Source organism: Flavobacterium sp. A45 (assembly GCF_002001005.1).
GTDB lineage: Bacteria > Bacteroidota > Bacteroidia > Flavobacteriales > Flavobacteriaceae > Flavobacterium.
Genome location: NZ_MUNX01000092.1, coordinates 1 through 16,089, shown reverse-complemented (window position 1 = coordinate 16,089; position 16,089 = coordinate 1). Strand labels below are relative to the sequence as shown.

The 16,089-nt window shown below is 32.6% G+C and carries 17 protein-coding genes; all 17 read right to left on the bottom strand.

The window, feature by feature from the left end; genetic code table 11:
• Positions 1 to 20: 20 nt before the first annotated feature.
• The 17 genes from B0E44_RS11480 to B0E44_RS11400 all read right to left on the bottom strand — a co-directional run bounded on the left by B0E44_RS11480 (position 21) and on the right by B0E44_RS11400 (position 15,996).
• Positions 21 to 1,196 carry an OFA family MFS transporter gene (locus B0E44_RS11480; protein ID WP_217341307.1) on the bottom strand — a complete coding sequence of 392 codons (1,176 nt, stop codon included), beginning with the start codon at positions 1,194 to 1,196 and terminating at the stop codon, positions 21 to 23.
• Between the two features lie 109 nt (positions 1,197 to 1,305).
• Complete coding sequence (gene pflA / locus B0E44_RS11475; RefSeq protein ID WP_077374964.1) at positions 1,306 to 2,088, bottom strand: pyruvate formate-lyase-activating protein; 783 nt, start codon at positions 2,086 to 2,088, stop codon at positions 1,306 to 1,308.
• Between the two features lie 99 nt (positions 2,089 to 2,187).
• Complete coding sequence (gene pflB / locus B0E44_RS11470) at positions 2,188 to 4,422, bottom strand: formate C-acetyltransferase (protein WP_077374961.1); 2,235 nt, start codon at positions 4,420 to 4,422, stop codon at positions 2,188 to 2,190.
• A gap of 329 nt (positions 4,423 to 4,751) precedes the next feature.
• Positions 4,752 to 5,192 (bottom strand): DinB family protein, encoded by a 441-nt coding sequence (locus B0E44_RS11465; protein ID WP_077374958.1) that lies wholly within the window; start codon positions 5,190 to 5,192, stop codon positions 4,752 to 4,754.
• 1 nt (position 5,193) lies between these two features.
• On the bottom strand, positions 5,194 to 5,667 hold the full coding sequence (locus B0E44_RS11460; protein WP_077374955.1) for a nuclear transport factor 2 family protein: 474 nt from the start codon (positions 5,665 to 5,667) through the stop codon (positions 5,194 to 5,196).
• 117 nt (positions 5,668 to 5,784) lie between these two features.
• Complete coding sequence (locus B0E44_RS11455) at positions 5,785 to 7,479, bottom strand: Ig-like domain-containing protein (RefSeq protein WP_077374953.1); 1,695 nt, start codon at positions 7,477 to 7,479, stop codon at positions 5,785 to 5,787.
• Positions 7,480 to 7,677: 198 nt separating this feature from the next.
• Entirely contained in the window at positions 7,678 to 7,944 is a 267-nt protein-coding gene (locus tag B0E44_RS11450; protein WP_077374950.1) for a YtxH domain-containing protein, read from the bottom strand.
• 22 nt (positions 7,945 to 7,966) lie between these two features.
• Complete coding sequence (locus B0E44_RS18610) at positions 7,967 to 8,122, bottom strand: lmo0937 family membrane protein (RefSeq protein WP_124019320.1); 156 nt, start codon at positions 8,120 to 8,122, stop codon at positions 7,967 to 7,969.
• 68 nt (positions 8,123 to 8,190) lie between these two features.
• The gene (locus tag B0E44_RS11445; protein WP_124019319.1) at positions 8,191 to 8,655 is read right to left on the bottom strand and encodes a hypothetical protein; all 465 of its coding nucleotides are present in this window, start codon (positions 8,653 to 8,655) and stop codon (positions 8,191 to 8,193) included.
• Positions 8,656 to 8,746: 91 nt separating this feature from the next.
• Positions 8,747 to 8,932, bottom strand: coding sequence for a CsbD family protein (locus tag B0E44_RS11440; protein WP_077374944.1), 186 nt, complete (start codon positions 8,930 to 8,932; stop codon positions 8,747 to 8,749).
• Between the two features lie 338 nt (positions 8,933 to 9,270).
• The gene (locus B0E44_RS11430) at positions 9,271 to 9,672 is read right to left on the bottom strand and encodes a hypothetical protein (protein ID WP_077374939.1); all 402 of its coding nucleotides are present in this window, start codon (positions 9,670 to 9,672) and stop codon (positions 9,271 to 9,273) included.
• A 246-nt stretch (positions 9,673 to 9,918) separates the two neighbouring features.
• Positions 9,919 to 10,410 carry a hypothetical protein gene (locus B0E44_RS11425; RefSeq protein ID WP_077374936.1) on the bottom strand — a complete coding sequence of 164 codons (492 nt, stop codon included), beginning with the start codon at positions 10,408 to 10,410 and terminating at the stop codon, positions 9,919 to 9,921.
• 106 nt (positions 10,411 to 10,516) lie between these two features.
• Entirely contained in the window at positions 10,517 to 11,341 is an 825-nt protein-coding gene (locus B0E44_RS11420) for an MlaD family protein (RefSeq protein ID WP_077374933.1), read from the bottom strand.
• 19 nt (positions 11,342 to 11,360) lie between these two features.
• Entirely contained in the window at positions 11,361 to 12,137 is a 777-nt protein-coding gene (locus tag B0E44_RS11415; protein WP_077374930.1) for an ABC transporter ATP-binding protein, read from the bottom strand.
• 3 nt (positions 12,138 to 12,140) lie between these two features.
• Positions 12,141 to 12,935 carry an ABC transporter permease gene (locus B0E44_RS11410; protein ID WP_077374927.1) on the bottom strand — a complete coding sequence of 265 codons (795 nt, stop codon included), beginning with the start codon at positions 12,933 to 12,935 and terminating at the stop codon, positions 12,141 to 12,143.
• Positions 12,936 to 12,990: 55 nt separating this feature from the next.
• Positions 12,991 to 13,476, bottom strand: a complete 486-nt coding sequence (locus tag B0E44_RS11405; RefSeq protein ID WP_077374924.1) for a PA2169 family four-helix-bundle protein — start codon at positions 13,474 to 13,476, stop codon at positions 12,991 to 12,993.
• Between the two features lie 120 nt (positions 13,477 to 13,596).
• Positions 13,597 to 15,996, bottom strand: coding sequence for a glycosyltransferase (locus tag B0E44_RS11400; protein WP_217341306.1), 2,400 nt, complete (start codon positions 15,994 to 15,996; stop codon positions 13,597 to 13,599).
• Positions 15,997 to 16,089 lie beyond the last annotated feature (93 nt).

The window sequence follows — 16,089 nt, the reverse complement described above, 5'->3', positions numbered from 1 at the left end:
TAAAGTTTGTGCCTTTTATATTATGCTGTAACTTGTTTTAACAATAATGTCTTGAGCCACAATCCAACAAACAAAGCGATTACAAGTAATATTGAAAACAGATAGAAAATTGTGATTTCTGTAGTTAAGCCCAATAATAATGGCCCAACAAAAGCTGCGGCTGACCAAGCAGTTAATATGTATCCAAGAACCGGTCCATATTTTTCAGTTCCAAAAATATCTTTTACAAATGACGGCATAGTAGCAAATCCAGCTCCATAGCCAGCAATTATGATAAAGGTTAAGGTTTGAAACGAGGCTTGATTGTTTGAAAAAGTTGGTATTAATGCAAAACAAGCTGCATTTATTCCTATAAAAATCATAAAAGTTCTCCAACAACCAATTTTATCTGAAATACTTGACCAGAACAAACGACCTAAGCCGTTGAATAAACCAATAATAGCAACAAACATTGTAGCTTGAGTGGCGCTCATTCCTACCACTTCTTCACCCAAAATTGCAGCTTTGGAGATTATAGCTATTCCTCCACATACGTTCAAGAATAACAATAACCATAGCGCAATAAAACGTTTATCGGTTATAATTTGTTTTGGAGTCAAATCGATATGCACATCATGTGCAGTATTTGGATTTTTTGGGTTAGATAAATATAAAGCGCTCAATAACATACAGATTCCATAGCAAACTCCAAGAGTAGCAAATGCACCAGATAATCCTAAAGATGCATACAAAGGTCCAATTAAGAACGAGGCTAATAACGATCCTAATGCAAATGACATTATAATTATACCTGAAGCTAATCCTGGACGGTCAGGGAACCATTTTACAACGGTATAAACCGGAACAATGTAACCAAATCCCAATCCTATTCCTTGTAGAACACCAAAAGTCAAGTAAAACAAATAAATTGAACTCATCTTGACAGCCAGGGCACTGCCTAATAATCCAATTGTTAAAAAGAGTGTTGCTAATAATCCAGCTTTTGTTGGTCCAATTTTTTGTGTAAATTTTCCCATGAAAGCTGCAGTTAATCCTAAAAAACAAATGGCTAGGCTAAACCCTGTTTTGGTATCGTGAGCATCCCAGTTTAATTCTTTTGATAAAGGTTCGATCCATTTGCTGTAAGCGTAAATTGACCCGATTGACAGTTGCATAATCATTCCTGCCAATACGATCAAATATTTATTCTTTGACATAATTTTATTGTTATTTTATTTAGTGATTTACTCCTATGTAATTAATGATTAGTTTTACTAGTTGTTTAGCATTGTTTAATGCTAACAGCTAATTTAAGAACCAATCGATCTATTTAATTTTTACTTTTTTAAAATAGAGTTTAAAAATTTCAGCGGCTTTGTTTACTTCTTCTGCAGTAGGCGGAAGAGTATCATTCAATTGATATTCTAAACCCAAGATTTCCCATTTGTGTTTTCCTAATTGATGAAAAGGAATAATTTCGACTCTTTCGACCGTTTTGTAGGATGCGAAATGTTGTCCCCATTCATGCAGATATTCTTCTTGATCGCTCCAGCCAGGAACCAATACATAGCGCAACCACATTGGTTTTCCGGTACTTTCCCTATACTCCGCAACTCGTAAAGTTGTTTTGTTTTTTAGACCTGTTAACTTTTTATGCCATTCCTTATTAATGTGTTTGACATCCAAAAGCAACAAATCGGTTCTTTCTAATAACTGTTCAGTTTTGGAATCCAAAACTCTTCCATTAGAATCCAAACAGGTATTAATACCATTTTCATGCAAACGATCAAAAAAGTGAATTAATTTTTCGCGTTGTAACAAAGGTTCTCCACCTGAGACTGTCACACCACCTTTTTTACCAAAATATGATTTTTGATGTATCGCTTTTTCTACTAATTCCTCTATGGGCATAAAAGAACCGCCATGAATGTCCAACGTATCGGGATTTTGGCAATACAAACATCTAAATTGGCATCCTTGCGCAAAAACAACCATTCTAATTCCAGGACCATCATGTGTTCCCAATGTTTCAAGAGAATGGATTCTTAATAAATCGGGGTTGTTTGCGTCGATTGAATCGTCAATATATTCTTGCTGTGGAAAGTACATACGAATGAAAAGATTAAAAAAACCTGTCTAAATCAAACTTAATTTAGTTTCTTTAGACAGGTTAGTGGTTTAATTCAAAATTTATAGTTCAGTGTTAATTTACATTGTATCGTGAAATGTTCTTGTAATAACTTCCAGCTGATGTGCTTTGGACAATCGAACGAAATTCACTGCATAACCAGAAACTCTAATGGTTAATTGAGGATAATTTTCAGGATGATTATAGGCATCCATTAGGGTTTCTTTATCCAAAACATTTACATTCAAATGGTGTGCATTTTTTCCAAAATAGCTGTCTAAGATGGTTTCCAAATTTGAAACTTGCTCTTCTTTGTCAGATCCTAAAGATTTTGGAACCATTGTAAATGTATATGATATACCATCCTGTGCGTCTTCATAATTCAATTTACTTACTGAATTTAAGGAAGCAATAGCGCCATTTACATCTCTACCGTGCATTGGATTTGCTCCAGGAGCAAAAGCTTCACCGGCTTTACGGCCATCTGGAGTAGAACCCGTATTGGAACCATACATTACATTTGAGGTAATTGTCAGTAAAGATAGAGTAGGAGTGGCATCCTTATAAGCTCTGTGCTTTCTTAATTCGTCGATAAAGATAGTAGTGATTTCTTGTGCAATACTATCTACTCTGTCATCATCATTACCAAATTTTGGAAAATCTCCTTCAATGTTGAAATCTACTGTTAACCCGATATCATTTCTTACAGGAGTAACTTTAGCATATTTAATTGCTGAAAGTGAATCGGCTATGATAGAAATTCCTGCGGCACCATAAGCGATATCAATATTTGGATCACTATCAATCAAAGCCATTTGGGCTCTTTCGTAATAGTATTTGTCATGCATATAATGGATGATGTACATGGATTTGGCATAAACTCTTGCAACTTCAGCCAACGTTATTTTAAACATATTCATTACAGAATCATAGTTTAGGACACCATCTTCCATTTGAGGAATGTTTCGAATAACAACTGATCCTTTATCTTCTTCTCTACCTCCATTTAAAGCCATCAACAAGGCTTTTGGCAAATTGGCACGAGCTCCAAAGTGTTGAATAGTTTTTCCTATTTTTTGGTAAGAAACGCAACAAGCAATTCCATAATCATCAGAACCTCTATTGGTACGCATCAAATCATCATTTTCATATTGAAGCGATGATGTATCAATGGATACTTGTGCACAAAAATCTTTAAAACCAATTGGCAAATTTTGAGACCATAAAATAGTCAAGTTTGGTTCTGGAGAAGCACCTAGATTATAAAGCGTTTGTAAAAATCTAAAAGAGGTTTTTGTTACTTTAGTTCTACCATCATTAAGTTGTCCACCAATAGCTTCTGTAACCCAAGTTGGATCTCCACCAAAGATTTCATCGTATGCACCTGGACGCAAGTGACGAACCAAACGCAGTTTCATCACAAATTGATCAATAAATTCTTGAGCTTCTTCTTCATTAATTAGACCTGATTTTAAATCATTTTCGATATAAATATCTAAAAATGACGATACATTTCCAAGCGACATAGCGGCTCCATCTTGTTCTTTTACTGCACTTAAATAAGCTAGATAAGTAAACTGAACTGCTTCTTGCGCATTGGTAGCAGGAACAGAAATATCAATGCCATAAGAATTGGCCATAATTTTCATATCCTGTAATGCTTTGATCTGTTCTGAAATTTCTTCTCTAAGACGTACTTTGTGATCCGTCATTTCACCTGCAACTGCTGCAAAATCATTTTTCTTGGTTTCAATCAAACGATCTACACCATAAAGAGCGATTCTTCTAAAATCACCAATGATTCTTCCTCTAGCATAATTATCTGGTAAACCAGTTAATAAGTGTTTGGAACGATAAGCTCTAATTTCGCTGTCATAAGCGCTGAAAACGGCTTGGTTATGATCTTTTGCATAATTAAAAATTTTGACCACTTCATCAGAGACTTTTAATCCTCTTTCTGCTACTGCCGATTCTACCAATTTAATACCACCAAAAGGTTTCATCGCCCTTTTTAAAAGCATATCGGTTTGTAAACCTACAATGACTTCATTTTCTTTATTAATGTATCCTGGTCCAAATGAAGTTATATTCGAAATAACATTGGTATCGATTGCTAAACAACCATTGTTTTTACGTTCCTGAAGTAAATTTTCTTTGCAAACATTCCATAGTGTTTTAGTTTTCTCTGATGGTCCCACTAAAAATTTAGAGTCTCCTTCATAAGGAGTAATATTTTGCAATACAAAATCATAAACATCAATTGCATTATTCCAATTTCCTGTTTTAAAATATAGAGTTTCTGTCGTACTTTTCATCTTGTTTAAAAATTATGAGTTAACGTTTTTTGTTAGTAACAAATTCATTTATACCAGTAAATTTAGTGATTTTTGAGATTGTTTGGACAATGATAATGATTTTTAAACAATAATTAAAGTATTCAATTTTAAGCAGTTGATTGTTTAAATATAGTCCGGTTTTAATGACTATTTTTAATAACTATTACGTTATCGAGAAAACTTATAGCAAATAAAATTAATCAGTTAATTATGGTTAAAATTTTAATATTTCAATAATTTATTTTAGATTAACTAATTTTAGTTAAAATTTAAATAATTTTAATTAAAATAACTTGATTTGGTCTGTACTAACCCAGTAATCGTCTGTGATAATTTATTTGTCCCAAGTGATACGAAAGATGTGTTGTGAGGTGAATTAATAGAAACTCGGTAGAGGTCTTAGATTCAAAAACTAAAATAGGAAATTCTTTTTTTAAATCTTCTTCGGTCAAAAGCGCAAGTGCGTCATTAACCGTTTGTATTGCTGCTTCGATTTGTGCAATTAATAAAGCCCTTGGAACATCTTTATCTGAAAATTCCAACTCTCTATTCCTAATATAGTTTGTTTTACCAATTTGAGCTCCAATATAGGTATTTAGATTGCCAATTAAATGTAAGCAAAGATTCCCAGCCGAATTTGATATGTTATTATCAATACACCAAATTTTATTCTCGTTCGGGTAAGATTCAATCTCTAGTTTAAGTTTTTTGAGATCTCTGTTAAATAAAATTTTTAATGTCTCAATCATTTTATAAAGCTTTCTGTTTGTAATTATTTAAAGAAAAAATCACTTGTTTTTGAATTTGCTTTTGCATAAAACCTGTCCACCCTAATAATAATCCTTTGAAGCCTAAAGCTTGTTTAGACCATTTCCAAAGATCAAAATTATCAGTATGCCTGATTATCAAATTATCTTTAAACTGAAATTGAGCATATATGACATTAACGACTTTTCTATTAGTTTTACTAAAATTATAAGTAGCGATCCATTTTGCAGTCCCGGAATAATCATCAGCTTTTACATCTGAAAATTCAATTTTGATATTTCCTTTACTTTTATCGATCAACATATTCCACATTTTACAAACATCGTTGTCTTTTAGAATTCCAAAAGCAGGATCTTGAAATTGAATATTGGCGTGATAACATTCGCACATTGTTTTTGTATCTGCTTTTGCAAAAGCAGTATAAAACTTAAATATTAATTGTTCGTTAGAATTCATTTTAAAAAAAGTTAGAAAGTAAAAATAGTTATTTTTTTACAAAAAAAGGATAGACTTTTTATTTGTCTATCCTTTTATTTTCTAGCAGTATTATTTATACTTATTTTTTTTAAACTCTTATGGTTTAGAAATAATATTTGTGTGCGTCATAACAATAGAACCATTTCTGGCCAACAGTCTGCCTTGGATAGTAGCATGTGAATTCATTGTTATGGATGTTAAGGCTAATATGTTTCCTTTGAATATTGTATAATTTCCAATTGTAGCAGATCTACCCACTTGCCAAAAGACATTTTTTGCTTGCGCACCGCCACTTAAAATTACATTTCCACCAGCACCACCTACAGTTGTAAAGTCAGAAGCTACTTGGAAAATCCAAACTGCGTTGGCATCACCTTGTGCATCTAGGGTTAAATCTCCAGACTGAATTAGTAGGGTAGAAGTCGATTTGTAAATACCGGGCGCCAGTGTTTTTCCTCCTTGATCGCCGGATACTGTTGCTGGGGCAGGTGTAGAAGCTCCTTCGGCAAAAAGATAGGCATTTGTCAAATCTTGTTTGGCGTTTACTAGAGTAGCAGCTATACCTGAAGGGGTAATATCATCTGAAGCATAAATAGCACCTTCAACAATGATTGCAGGCGGAAATCCTGTAATCGAAGAACGTACACCTGGACTTATCCCTACATCCATATTCCTTATTTCACTAAAACCTGCGTTGTTACTTACTCCAACACCCGCTAGAATTCCGAATCTTTGCGCTGATCCAAGATTTACCATGTTTCCAACTATTGTTGAACTAGTGCTAAAATCCCAAACGTAATCATTGGCTAATGCTATACCTGCCAAATTTTTGGCTCCTGAAATTGTTGCGGTATAAGTCGTTCCTGGTAAAAGATCAGTACTTGGATCAAAAGTAACTGTTGTTCCAGTATAAGTAACAACACCTGTTAGTGGTGTAGTTCCGTTTTTTACAGTAAATGTTTTATCATTGATCGTTTTAGGATCCATAGCGATGCTAAAAGTTGCTGTAATTGATTTGTTTAGTAGTGTTGCTTTTGCATTATCCAAAGGATCAGTAGAGACTACTGTTGGTGCAGTTGTTGTACCTGTGGTAAATGTCCAGGTATAATTAGCATTTAATGCTGTTCCTTGAATATTCTTGGCTTGTGTAGTAATCGTAGCTGTATAAAGCGTATTAGCCTTTAAAGAAACACTTGGTTTAAAATATACTGTTGTTCCTATATAGGAAACACTTCCTGCAATAACGGTTGTTCCTTGATTTACTGTAAAGGAACTTTCGTTTAAAGTAGTTTGATCCATTGGCATATTAAAATTTGCAGCGACTACTTTATTAATGACAACATCGGTAGCTTTATTGATAGGATCTGTTGAAATCACCATTGGATTTAAAGCAGTACCTGTACTAAAAGTCCAAACATAATCAGCCTTCAAGGCTTGTCCAGTTATATTTTTTACAGTGGTTCTAATAGTTCCTGTGTATGTCGTATTGGCCGCAAGAGGAGCTGTTGGCTTAAATGATGCAGTTTTTCCGCTAATGGAAACTGTTCCGACAACTAAAGTAGTTCCTTGTAGCGTAAAACTTGATAGATCAAAGGTAGAAGCTTTCATTTCCTGATTGAAAACGACAGAAATGGTTTTATCTAAGGGAACATTTATAGTTGCATTTTCTGGATTTACTGATACTACTACGGGAGATTCTCCTATGATTTCTTGAGCATCATCCTTTGAGCATCCTGAAATTAAAACAACAAGTGCTATTGCAATTGCTGAAAGTTGTTTATTTATATTCATTTTTGTAGATTAAGATATTTATCCGACAAAGGTTAATTGAATACTATGAAATGATGTTGTAGAATTTTAATACTTAGTTCTATAATTTACTGATTATGGTTCTAAAGTTCGCTATTGTATGAAAAGTCCATAAAAAAAGCCAAACTGTTTTTTATACAATTTGGCTTTTTTCAATTACAGTTAGTTTCTATTATAAAATTATGGATTGATACTTTTAATATCATCAAATTTAGATTTTCCTTCAGCAACTAAGTCTTTTCCATTATGAACTATTTTATCATAATTGCTTTTTAATGTACCGGATAAATTTTCAAATTTATCTTTCAAGTCACCAGCATAATCGTTGCCTTTTTGCAGAATTTTTTTTCTCGTGTCCGTACCTTTTGCTGGGGCAAACAATATTCCTGCAACTGCTCCTGCGGCTATACCGCCCAAAACTCCTAATGCGATTTTATTTACTTTCATGTTTCTATTTTTTAATGATTAATCATAAAATTTTTCGGCCTTGAATTACTCTTAGTATTACTGCAATTACTGCAATTACTAGAAGTATGTGTATAATTGATCCCGCACTGTAGGCAAAAAAACCGATTGCCCAAAAAATAATTAGTATTACTGCTACTGTATAAAGAAGATTGCTCATGATTCTTGTTTTTATGAAATTAATATTTTTTTGTAATCAATTATATAACAACTATATAACGTATTTTTTTAATTTTTGTTATTAACGGTAAAATCTTTTAAACTTTGTCCAAGTAAATCTATATCATGGTTGAATTCTCTCTTAAAAGATTGCCAATCGCTATTGACATCGTTTTTATAGGTGTCCAATTTTGCTTTTAAATCTTTATTTCTTTGTTCCATAGTATCGATACTTTTCTGATACGATTTATCGATTTCTTTTCCCGTTTTTTTGATTTCCAATTTCAATTCCGCTATTTTGGCGTTGTTTTCTTCGATTTTTGCATTCGTATCATCTTTGAATTCTTGCCATTCTTCAGCTGTTGCAGCTCTTTTAGCTTCATCCAAATCGTCTTCAGCTTCTGTTACGGCAACTTTTGCGCTGTCAACACTTTCTTGAGCTGCTTGTTCTTTCTCAGTATTTGGTTTGCAACTTATAAAAATTGATCCCATTACGAAAGTTGCAATTGCAAGGGTAAAAAATGATTTTTTCATATTATTTATTTTTAAGATTATATTTTTTTTGATAAAGATTGTATCCATTTTAGCCTCAAAAAGTTTAAAATGGATACAACTTAGAGCAATTTTAAAGCGCTTGAATAATTTTGTGAAGTTCTTCTTTGGTTTTCCCCAATTTAATTTGAAGTTTTCCCATCATTTCGTCTTTTTTCCCTTCAGCAAATAGTAAATCATTATCTGTTAAGGCAGCAAATTTTTGTTTTAATTTTCCTTTTTGCTCGTCCCAGTTTCCTTTTAATTCTGTTGTGTTCATCTTCTTAAATTTATGTGTGAATGCATTTTCACAACAATACAAAGGTGGATTGATTCTAATAAAAAAGAGTTACAAAATTTTTGAAAATAGTTACAACATTTACGTTTTTTATAATAAAACTAAATTCCACCCCAAAAAAAAAACTAGTCCTAATGCCTTTGGAAACGAAATTGAGTACGCTAATATTGATGCTGTGACAGGAACCAATTTTAGAAAAGATTCTCAGTATGGTTTGTGTTTTCATTATTTTTTTTAAACCAATAAAAAAGCCCTACCAATTTATTAGTAGGGCTCATTCTAAATTTTAAACGAACGATCAGGTTGTCTTAAATTTAATTTTACAAGAACGTTTGGACTTTTGTGTTCTCAAAATAATCAGATAAAAAAAAGATTCTTTGAGTATTACTCATTTTATCCGCAGTTTTGACTGTTATATTTATGTCCGTAAAACGATGGTCTTTCTGTGTTCTGTTGAATAGTTCTGTTTTTGCACTGGTTGCACCAAAAAGCAATACTGTACCATAATCCAAAATAATAGTTTCTAATCTTTTAAAGAATTCCTCATGCAGTTGTTGCTCTTTATTGTGCATTATTGATTCACTTTTTGCGAGACTTTCCACTTTATCCTGATGAGTAAAATTGGATTCTATTGTTTTTAATTCATACCATTGATCTTTAAATTCTATGATATGAGCAATTGAATGATCCATCCAAATGCCTAACTTTTTTGCTTTTTTCATATTCTGCTTTTTTAAATTTATGGAATAGCATTACCATGCTTTGGGGCATATTTATCTATTATTTCTTTTAAAGAATTCGGATGTTCTTTTAAAACTTTTTGTCTATTTCTTGGTTCTTAATATCTGGAATAGTTTCATGCATTTCTAGAAGATACTTTAATAACTCAGTATATTCCTTTCGCATTAAAATAGTTACTTTCAAGATTTTGTTATTCAGTTCTTTAATAGATTTCCAAGCATTACAAATTAATGTTTATCTTTTTTATGGTCTTTGTTTCCGTTACCATTACCATTACCATGATTATTGTTGTTACCATGATTATTGTTGTTACCATTATCATGCTTATTGTTATTAGAAGCTGTTCTATAGTTTTTTTGATTTCCTTTATGATAACCTTTGTGGTATTTTACTTTGTGTTCATGATAATGGTTGTATGGGCGAGAACCATAATTATCATTTAATACTACTTTATAACCATCATACAAATTATAATTTCGGTAACGATTCGGCAGATTATGAGATCTGATCCAAACTCCGTTATTTAAAAATATGAACTGTTGTGCACGTATATCATAATACGATTCCACATCGGGAATATAATAATACGATACTTGAGAATAGCCAACAGGACCCCATTGTGGAGGTGATCCAATATTGACATTTACAGAAACTTGTGCATGATTTGCAGTTGATGCAAACAAGAAGAGAGCTAGGGCAATTATTTTTACTATTTTCATTTTATTGTTTTTTAAGAGACAAAAAATCTCCTCTATAATATATTAACAAAGGTCAAGCCAAAAAAACACTATTCTGTTACACTATTAACTATAAACGTTTCATAATTTACGGATTGTCAGTTTTGGATTTCAAATCTTTCTCTTTTTGAATTTCCTTTTCTTTTTCCTTTTCTTTTTCCTTTTCATCTTTTTCTTTTTCCTCAAGCTTTTTGGCTGCTGCTTTATCCTTTTCTTTTTGGATTTCTTCTTGTTTTTTGGCTGCAGCTTTTTCCTTTTTGTTAAAATAGCCTTTCAGTAAAAAGTTGTGTTTTGCTGCTTCCATGTTTTCATTAAAACCTTCAGTCCCTTTTTCCAGATTTGACATTGTGCTATTTAATTTATTGCCCATTTGTTCATCCGTTAACAACTTGGATAGAGTTCCTTTTCCGTTATTAATTTTATAACTGAATTCAGCAAGTTGATCCGTTATAACTGCGGCATTATCAACTGTGGTTTTTACGCCTTTCATAATGTCTTCAATTTCTATTGCATTGATGGATTGAATTCTGGCATTGTCTTTTACAAAATTCTTTGATGCTGTTCCTGGTGAGATTGTAAGTACTTTGTCGCCCATCAAACCATCGGAACCTATACTGGCTTTGGCATCTGTTTTTATAAAATGTCTCACATCCTCCTTAATGACAAACTTGACTACTACAGCCGAATCAGTAAGGAGTTCGATTTCACTTACAGTTCCCACATTTATTCCTGAAAAGCGAACATTATTTCCAACTTTTAATCCTGTAACTGTTTTGAATTGTGATTGCAAGGTAAATGTAGATCCAAATAAATTTTTCTGTTTCCCAACAAAGTATATTGTACCAACAAAGAGAATCACCCCAATAGTTACAAACATTCCTAATTTCCATGTGAACCCTGATTCTTTATACATAATTTGAGTGTTTTATTTGTTAAATGAAAAATGAGCGAACCCATTCGTCTTTGCTTTTTTCTAATTCGGTATAACTGCCTTCTGCACAGATGACACCATCTTTTATAATCATAATTCGGTTTGCTGTAATTTTTGCGCAGGCCATATCATGAGTAATTATGATAGAAGTTGTTTTGTATTTTTTTTGAACATACAAAATTAATTCGCTAATTTCTCTGGAAGTTATAGCGTCTAATCCTGTGGTAGGTTCGTCATACAAAATGATTTCAGGCTTGATAATAATTGTTCTGGCTAAACCAATTCTTTTTCGCATACCACCTGACAATTCTGAAGGCATTTTGTCAATGGCTTCCTCTAAGCCTACACTTTCCAGTGCTTCTATAATGGCTTGGTCAACTTCAGCAGAGGATACATGTGGAGAGTGGTGTTTTAAAGTAAACTCCAAATTCTGTCGAACAGTCATGGAATCATATAAAGCTCCATTTTGAAAAAGAAAACCTATTCGAACTCTGATGTCGTTTAAATCATCATTCCTTAATTCGGTGATATCGGTTCCAAAAATTTTTATTTCACCTTCGTCAACATGAATTAGGCCGACTAGACATTTTATTGCTATTGATTTTCCAGAACCGGATCGGCCTAAAATGACCAAATTTTCTCCTTTTTTTACAGATAAATTAATGCCTTTGAGAACATCATTATCCCCAAAAGATTTGCAAACATTTTTCAGTTCTAGGATTGTTTCTGCTGAATCTGTTGTCATTTTTTTATCCTTCAATGGTTTTGCCTGTGTCATAATTTAATAAAATAAGTCGGTTATTTGCACGGCAATCATATCAAGGATGAAGATGCTTAAAGAAGCGGTAACTACTGCTGTGTTTGCTGCTTTTCCAACACTTTCAGTTCCATTTTCGGCATTAAATCCTTTATAGCATCCCACTAGGCCAATAGCAAATCCGAAGAAAAAAGTCTTTATTACCGCTGGCAGAATGTCAAGAAATTCAAGATGTTCTAATACATTGGAAAAATAACGGTAAAAACCCATGTTTTCATGAATGTTATAACCAATATATCCACCAAAAACCCCAATAAAATCTGCGTAAATGACTAAAATAGGAATCATGATTGTGGTTGCCATAATTCTAGTTACCACCAAATATTTATAAGGATTTATGGCCGAAACTTCCATGGCATCAATTTGCTCAGTAACTTTCATCGAACCCAATTCGGCTCCAATTCCAGAGGCAATTTTTCCGGCACAAATTAATGCCGTGATTACGGGTACAATTTCCCTTATTAGCGAAAGCCCCACCATACTGGGTAACCAAGATTCGGCACCAAACTTCGCCATTGTTGGACGGGATTGTATGGTAAGCACCAAACCCATTATAAAAGCTGTAATACTTACAATGGGTAAGGATTTGTATCCAATGGCATAACATTGCCAAAAAAATTCTTTGAATTCAAAGGAAGTGTTTGTGATTTCTTTAAAAAAACGTGTTGTAAATAGTGTGGCCTTACCAATATCTTCAAAAATGCTTTTAAAATAGGTTTTTACAATCGATACTTTTATAATTTTTGCTGAACTATTCATAATCTAAAAAAATGTAGTTGTAAAGTTGATTTAGTAAAATTTAGTCACTAAAGTGTTATGTTTGAGTATTTAAATTGAATCTTCTGCAAGTCACCAATAAATCACCAAGACCTTTTAATGTGTCATGATCTTTCTTGATGGATTGGTGTTGCGCTTTAATTATGTTTTGATGTTTATGCGATAGATAATCAATATTATTATTCAAAACTTTGGTGTATTTTTTTAGAGTCACATCAGCATCATATTCACATCGGTTCAGAATATCTTCACGATCTTTAATTTTAAATTTTGATCTTAGTTCCATCCAAAATTTAGAAATTAATAATATTATCGGTGATTCCGTTGCTGGTTTTCCTCCCAATTTTTGAATTTCAGAAACCAATTCGGCTTTGTATTGTTTGCTTTTTTCTTGAAATCCAACAAACAGTGTTGTTAAATCATATTCATTGATTTGTTTTGAGGCCAGTATGTAACTCTCAAATCGGTTGTTATTGATTTTGATGAAAATATTTAAGGTATCAATAGATTTTTTTGTACTCATCGGATTGAAATTATGGTTGGACAGTTAATATAAAATGCGACATTTTCAATAGACAAAGGTCAGTTCTTTAATATTTAAAAGTGTTTCATAACTTTTGATAAATATTATATATTTCACACATTAAACCATTGCTTTCTTATTGCTTAATTTTGAATAATTCTCTTTCTTAGATACATTATGTGTTGTATCTGGTTTAAAAGCACCTTTGGTATTTTTTTCTATGCATAATCGAGCCATTAAATAGCTTACGGTAGATTCTGCTCCTTGATTTAAATTGATATAAGTATCTTCTAATCCGTCATAACAACCACCAGTACAAGGATTATAAATGATTTGATGCAAATGGTTATTTCCTAAAAACCAGCTGAAAGCTAACTTCATTTTTCTAGTGTATTCCTCGTCACCAAAAGCTTTTGCAAATTTGCTTAGCGCCAATATCGTATAAGCAATATCAATAGGTTGTTCTCCTCCAATTGCTTGGTAATCTTCACTGTCATCTTTCATCATCCATCCTTTGTTGGATATTACTTTGATGCTTTTATCATTAAAAATTTTGCCCAAAAGAAAGTCAAAGGAAGTTTTGGCGATTTTTTTATAGTTTGTGTTTCCAGTATTCAAATACGCACAAAGCATCGCTTCTGGCAAAATACTGTTTCCATAGGTCAAATAACTTTCGAACCAGTTCCAATTTGTTTTAGATTCATGCTTGTACATTTGAATCATTCGATCAGCCAATTCTATTATTATTGCTGTATTTTGGTGTGCTTTTTCTTCGGAATCAACGTAATAAAGTCCTTTGATGACAAAAGCCATTGCTCGTGTCGAATGAATTTTAGTGACATTGACAATAGCTCGCTTTAAGGTTAATTTGGCTGTTTCTATAACTGCTGTAGGCAAAATGGCTTTTAATGAAATTAAATATCCCAAGGCCCAAATCGCTCTACCGTTGGAATCTTCCAAGTTAGTCTCATCATTTTGTTTGGTAAAATTACCATCCTCGTCTACATAATTTAGAAAAGAACCATCCTCTTGTAAACATGACGTTATAAAATTTAAATAGATTTTGATGTAATCTAAATCGGTTTTATCTTTTGTTAATTCAAAATGTTCACACATCGCCACCATGGCTCGGGCATTATCATCTACAGTGTATCCTGATTCTGAGTCGGGTTGATTGATGATAGAAAACTGGATCATACCAAAATCGGTTGTCAGTTTTTTGATGTGGTCTAAATTTATTTTTGGAATTTTATATTCTAAACTCAAATTTTTATCTCCTGTTTTTTCAAATAAAAGTGCATGTGCAATTGCAGAATTTTCCCAAGCAGTTGATGCAATTTTATGTACCCCTTTAGCACTTATGTTTTTTCTTAATTGTTTATTTCGCAACAAATGATTGACTTCCTTGGCTAATTGTTGTGAGTCGCCAAAATCGACTATAACTCCAGCACCGCCACTTAATACTTCACTTGCATGTGGAATAGGAGTGGAGATAATGGGACAACCACAGCTTATGGCATAAGAAAATGTTCCGCTTACGGCTTGATTTGGATCATTTGAAGTAAACAAATAAATATCTGTCAGTTGTAAAAAATCTAATAGTTGGGGTAGTGGCAAAAAGGCATTTATAAACAAGACATGATTTTCTAATTGCAAAGTTTGAATTTTTGTTTCCAGCATCATTCTGTATTTTTCGCCCTCTTCTTTTGCTACAGACGGATGCGTTTTTCCGATGATTAAAAACAAAACATCCTCATTCTCACTGATAATCTCGGGCATAGCGTCAAGTGTTGTTTCTATGCTTTTTCCGGAACTTAATAACCCAAAGGTGGAAAGCACTTTCTTACCAGACAAATTATACTCTTCTTTCAAAAGTTTTTTGTCAGAATGCTGTACCAGGTGGGTTCCATGTGCAATTACGGTTATTTTATCAGAATCAACTCCGTAATCATTTATCAAAATTTGTGCTGCTGAATGTGTCATCACAATTATCGAATGAGCCAGTTGAGTTATTACTTGAACATTTACTTTAAATGAACTATTTGGATTAGGTAATACAGTGTGAAATACAATAATTACAGCTTTACGAGTTTTATACAAAAACTGTATTAAATTGGCTTCATTTTTTATAAAAAGACCAAATTCATGCTGTATCAATACCACTTGAATCAAATCATCAGCATTAATTTTTTCTGACAAATGATAGAATGCATTTTTTTGATCAGTGTTGAGTACATATTTTATGGATTCATCGTAGATGTGTTTTGCAACATTCGTTTCCAATGCGCAAATTTTTACACTAAATGAATTTTTAAATTTTTTATTCAACGATTCAATTAAATCCTGCGAATAAGTTGCAATGCCACATTCTTTGGGAGGATAAGTGGTCATGACCAAAATTTCGGGAAGTTTTACTATTGCTTCAGGAATCATATGATTAGAAACAGGAGAGTTTAGCTCTGATTTCAATCTCCTAGTCGAAAGTATTTTAGAATTCTGTGTTATAACTATATTTCTCATTTTTTGGCAGGATTAAGAATTAATGTTTGTTTTTTAAATTAGGATGGAATCAGTGAAACAATTTCAATATGTTAGGATTCTTCTTCTTAGGAT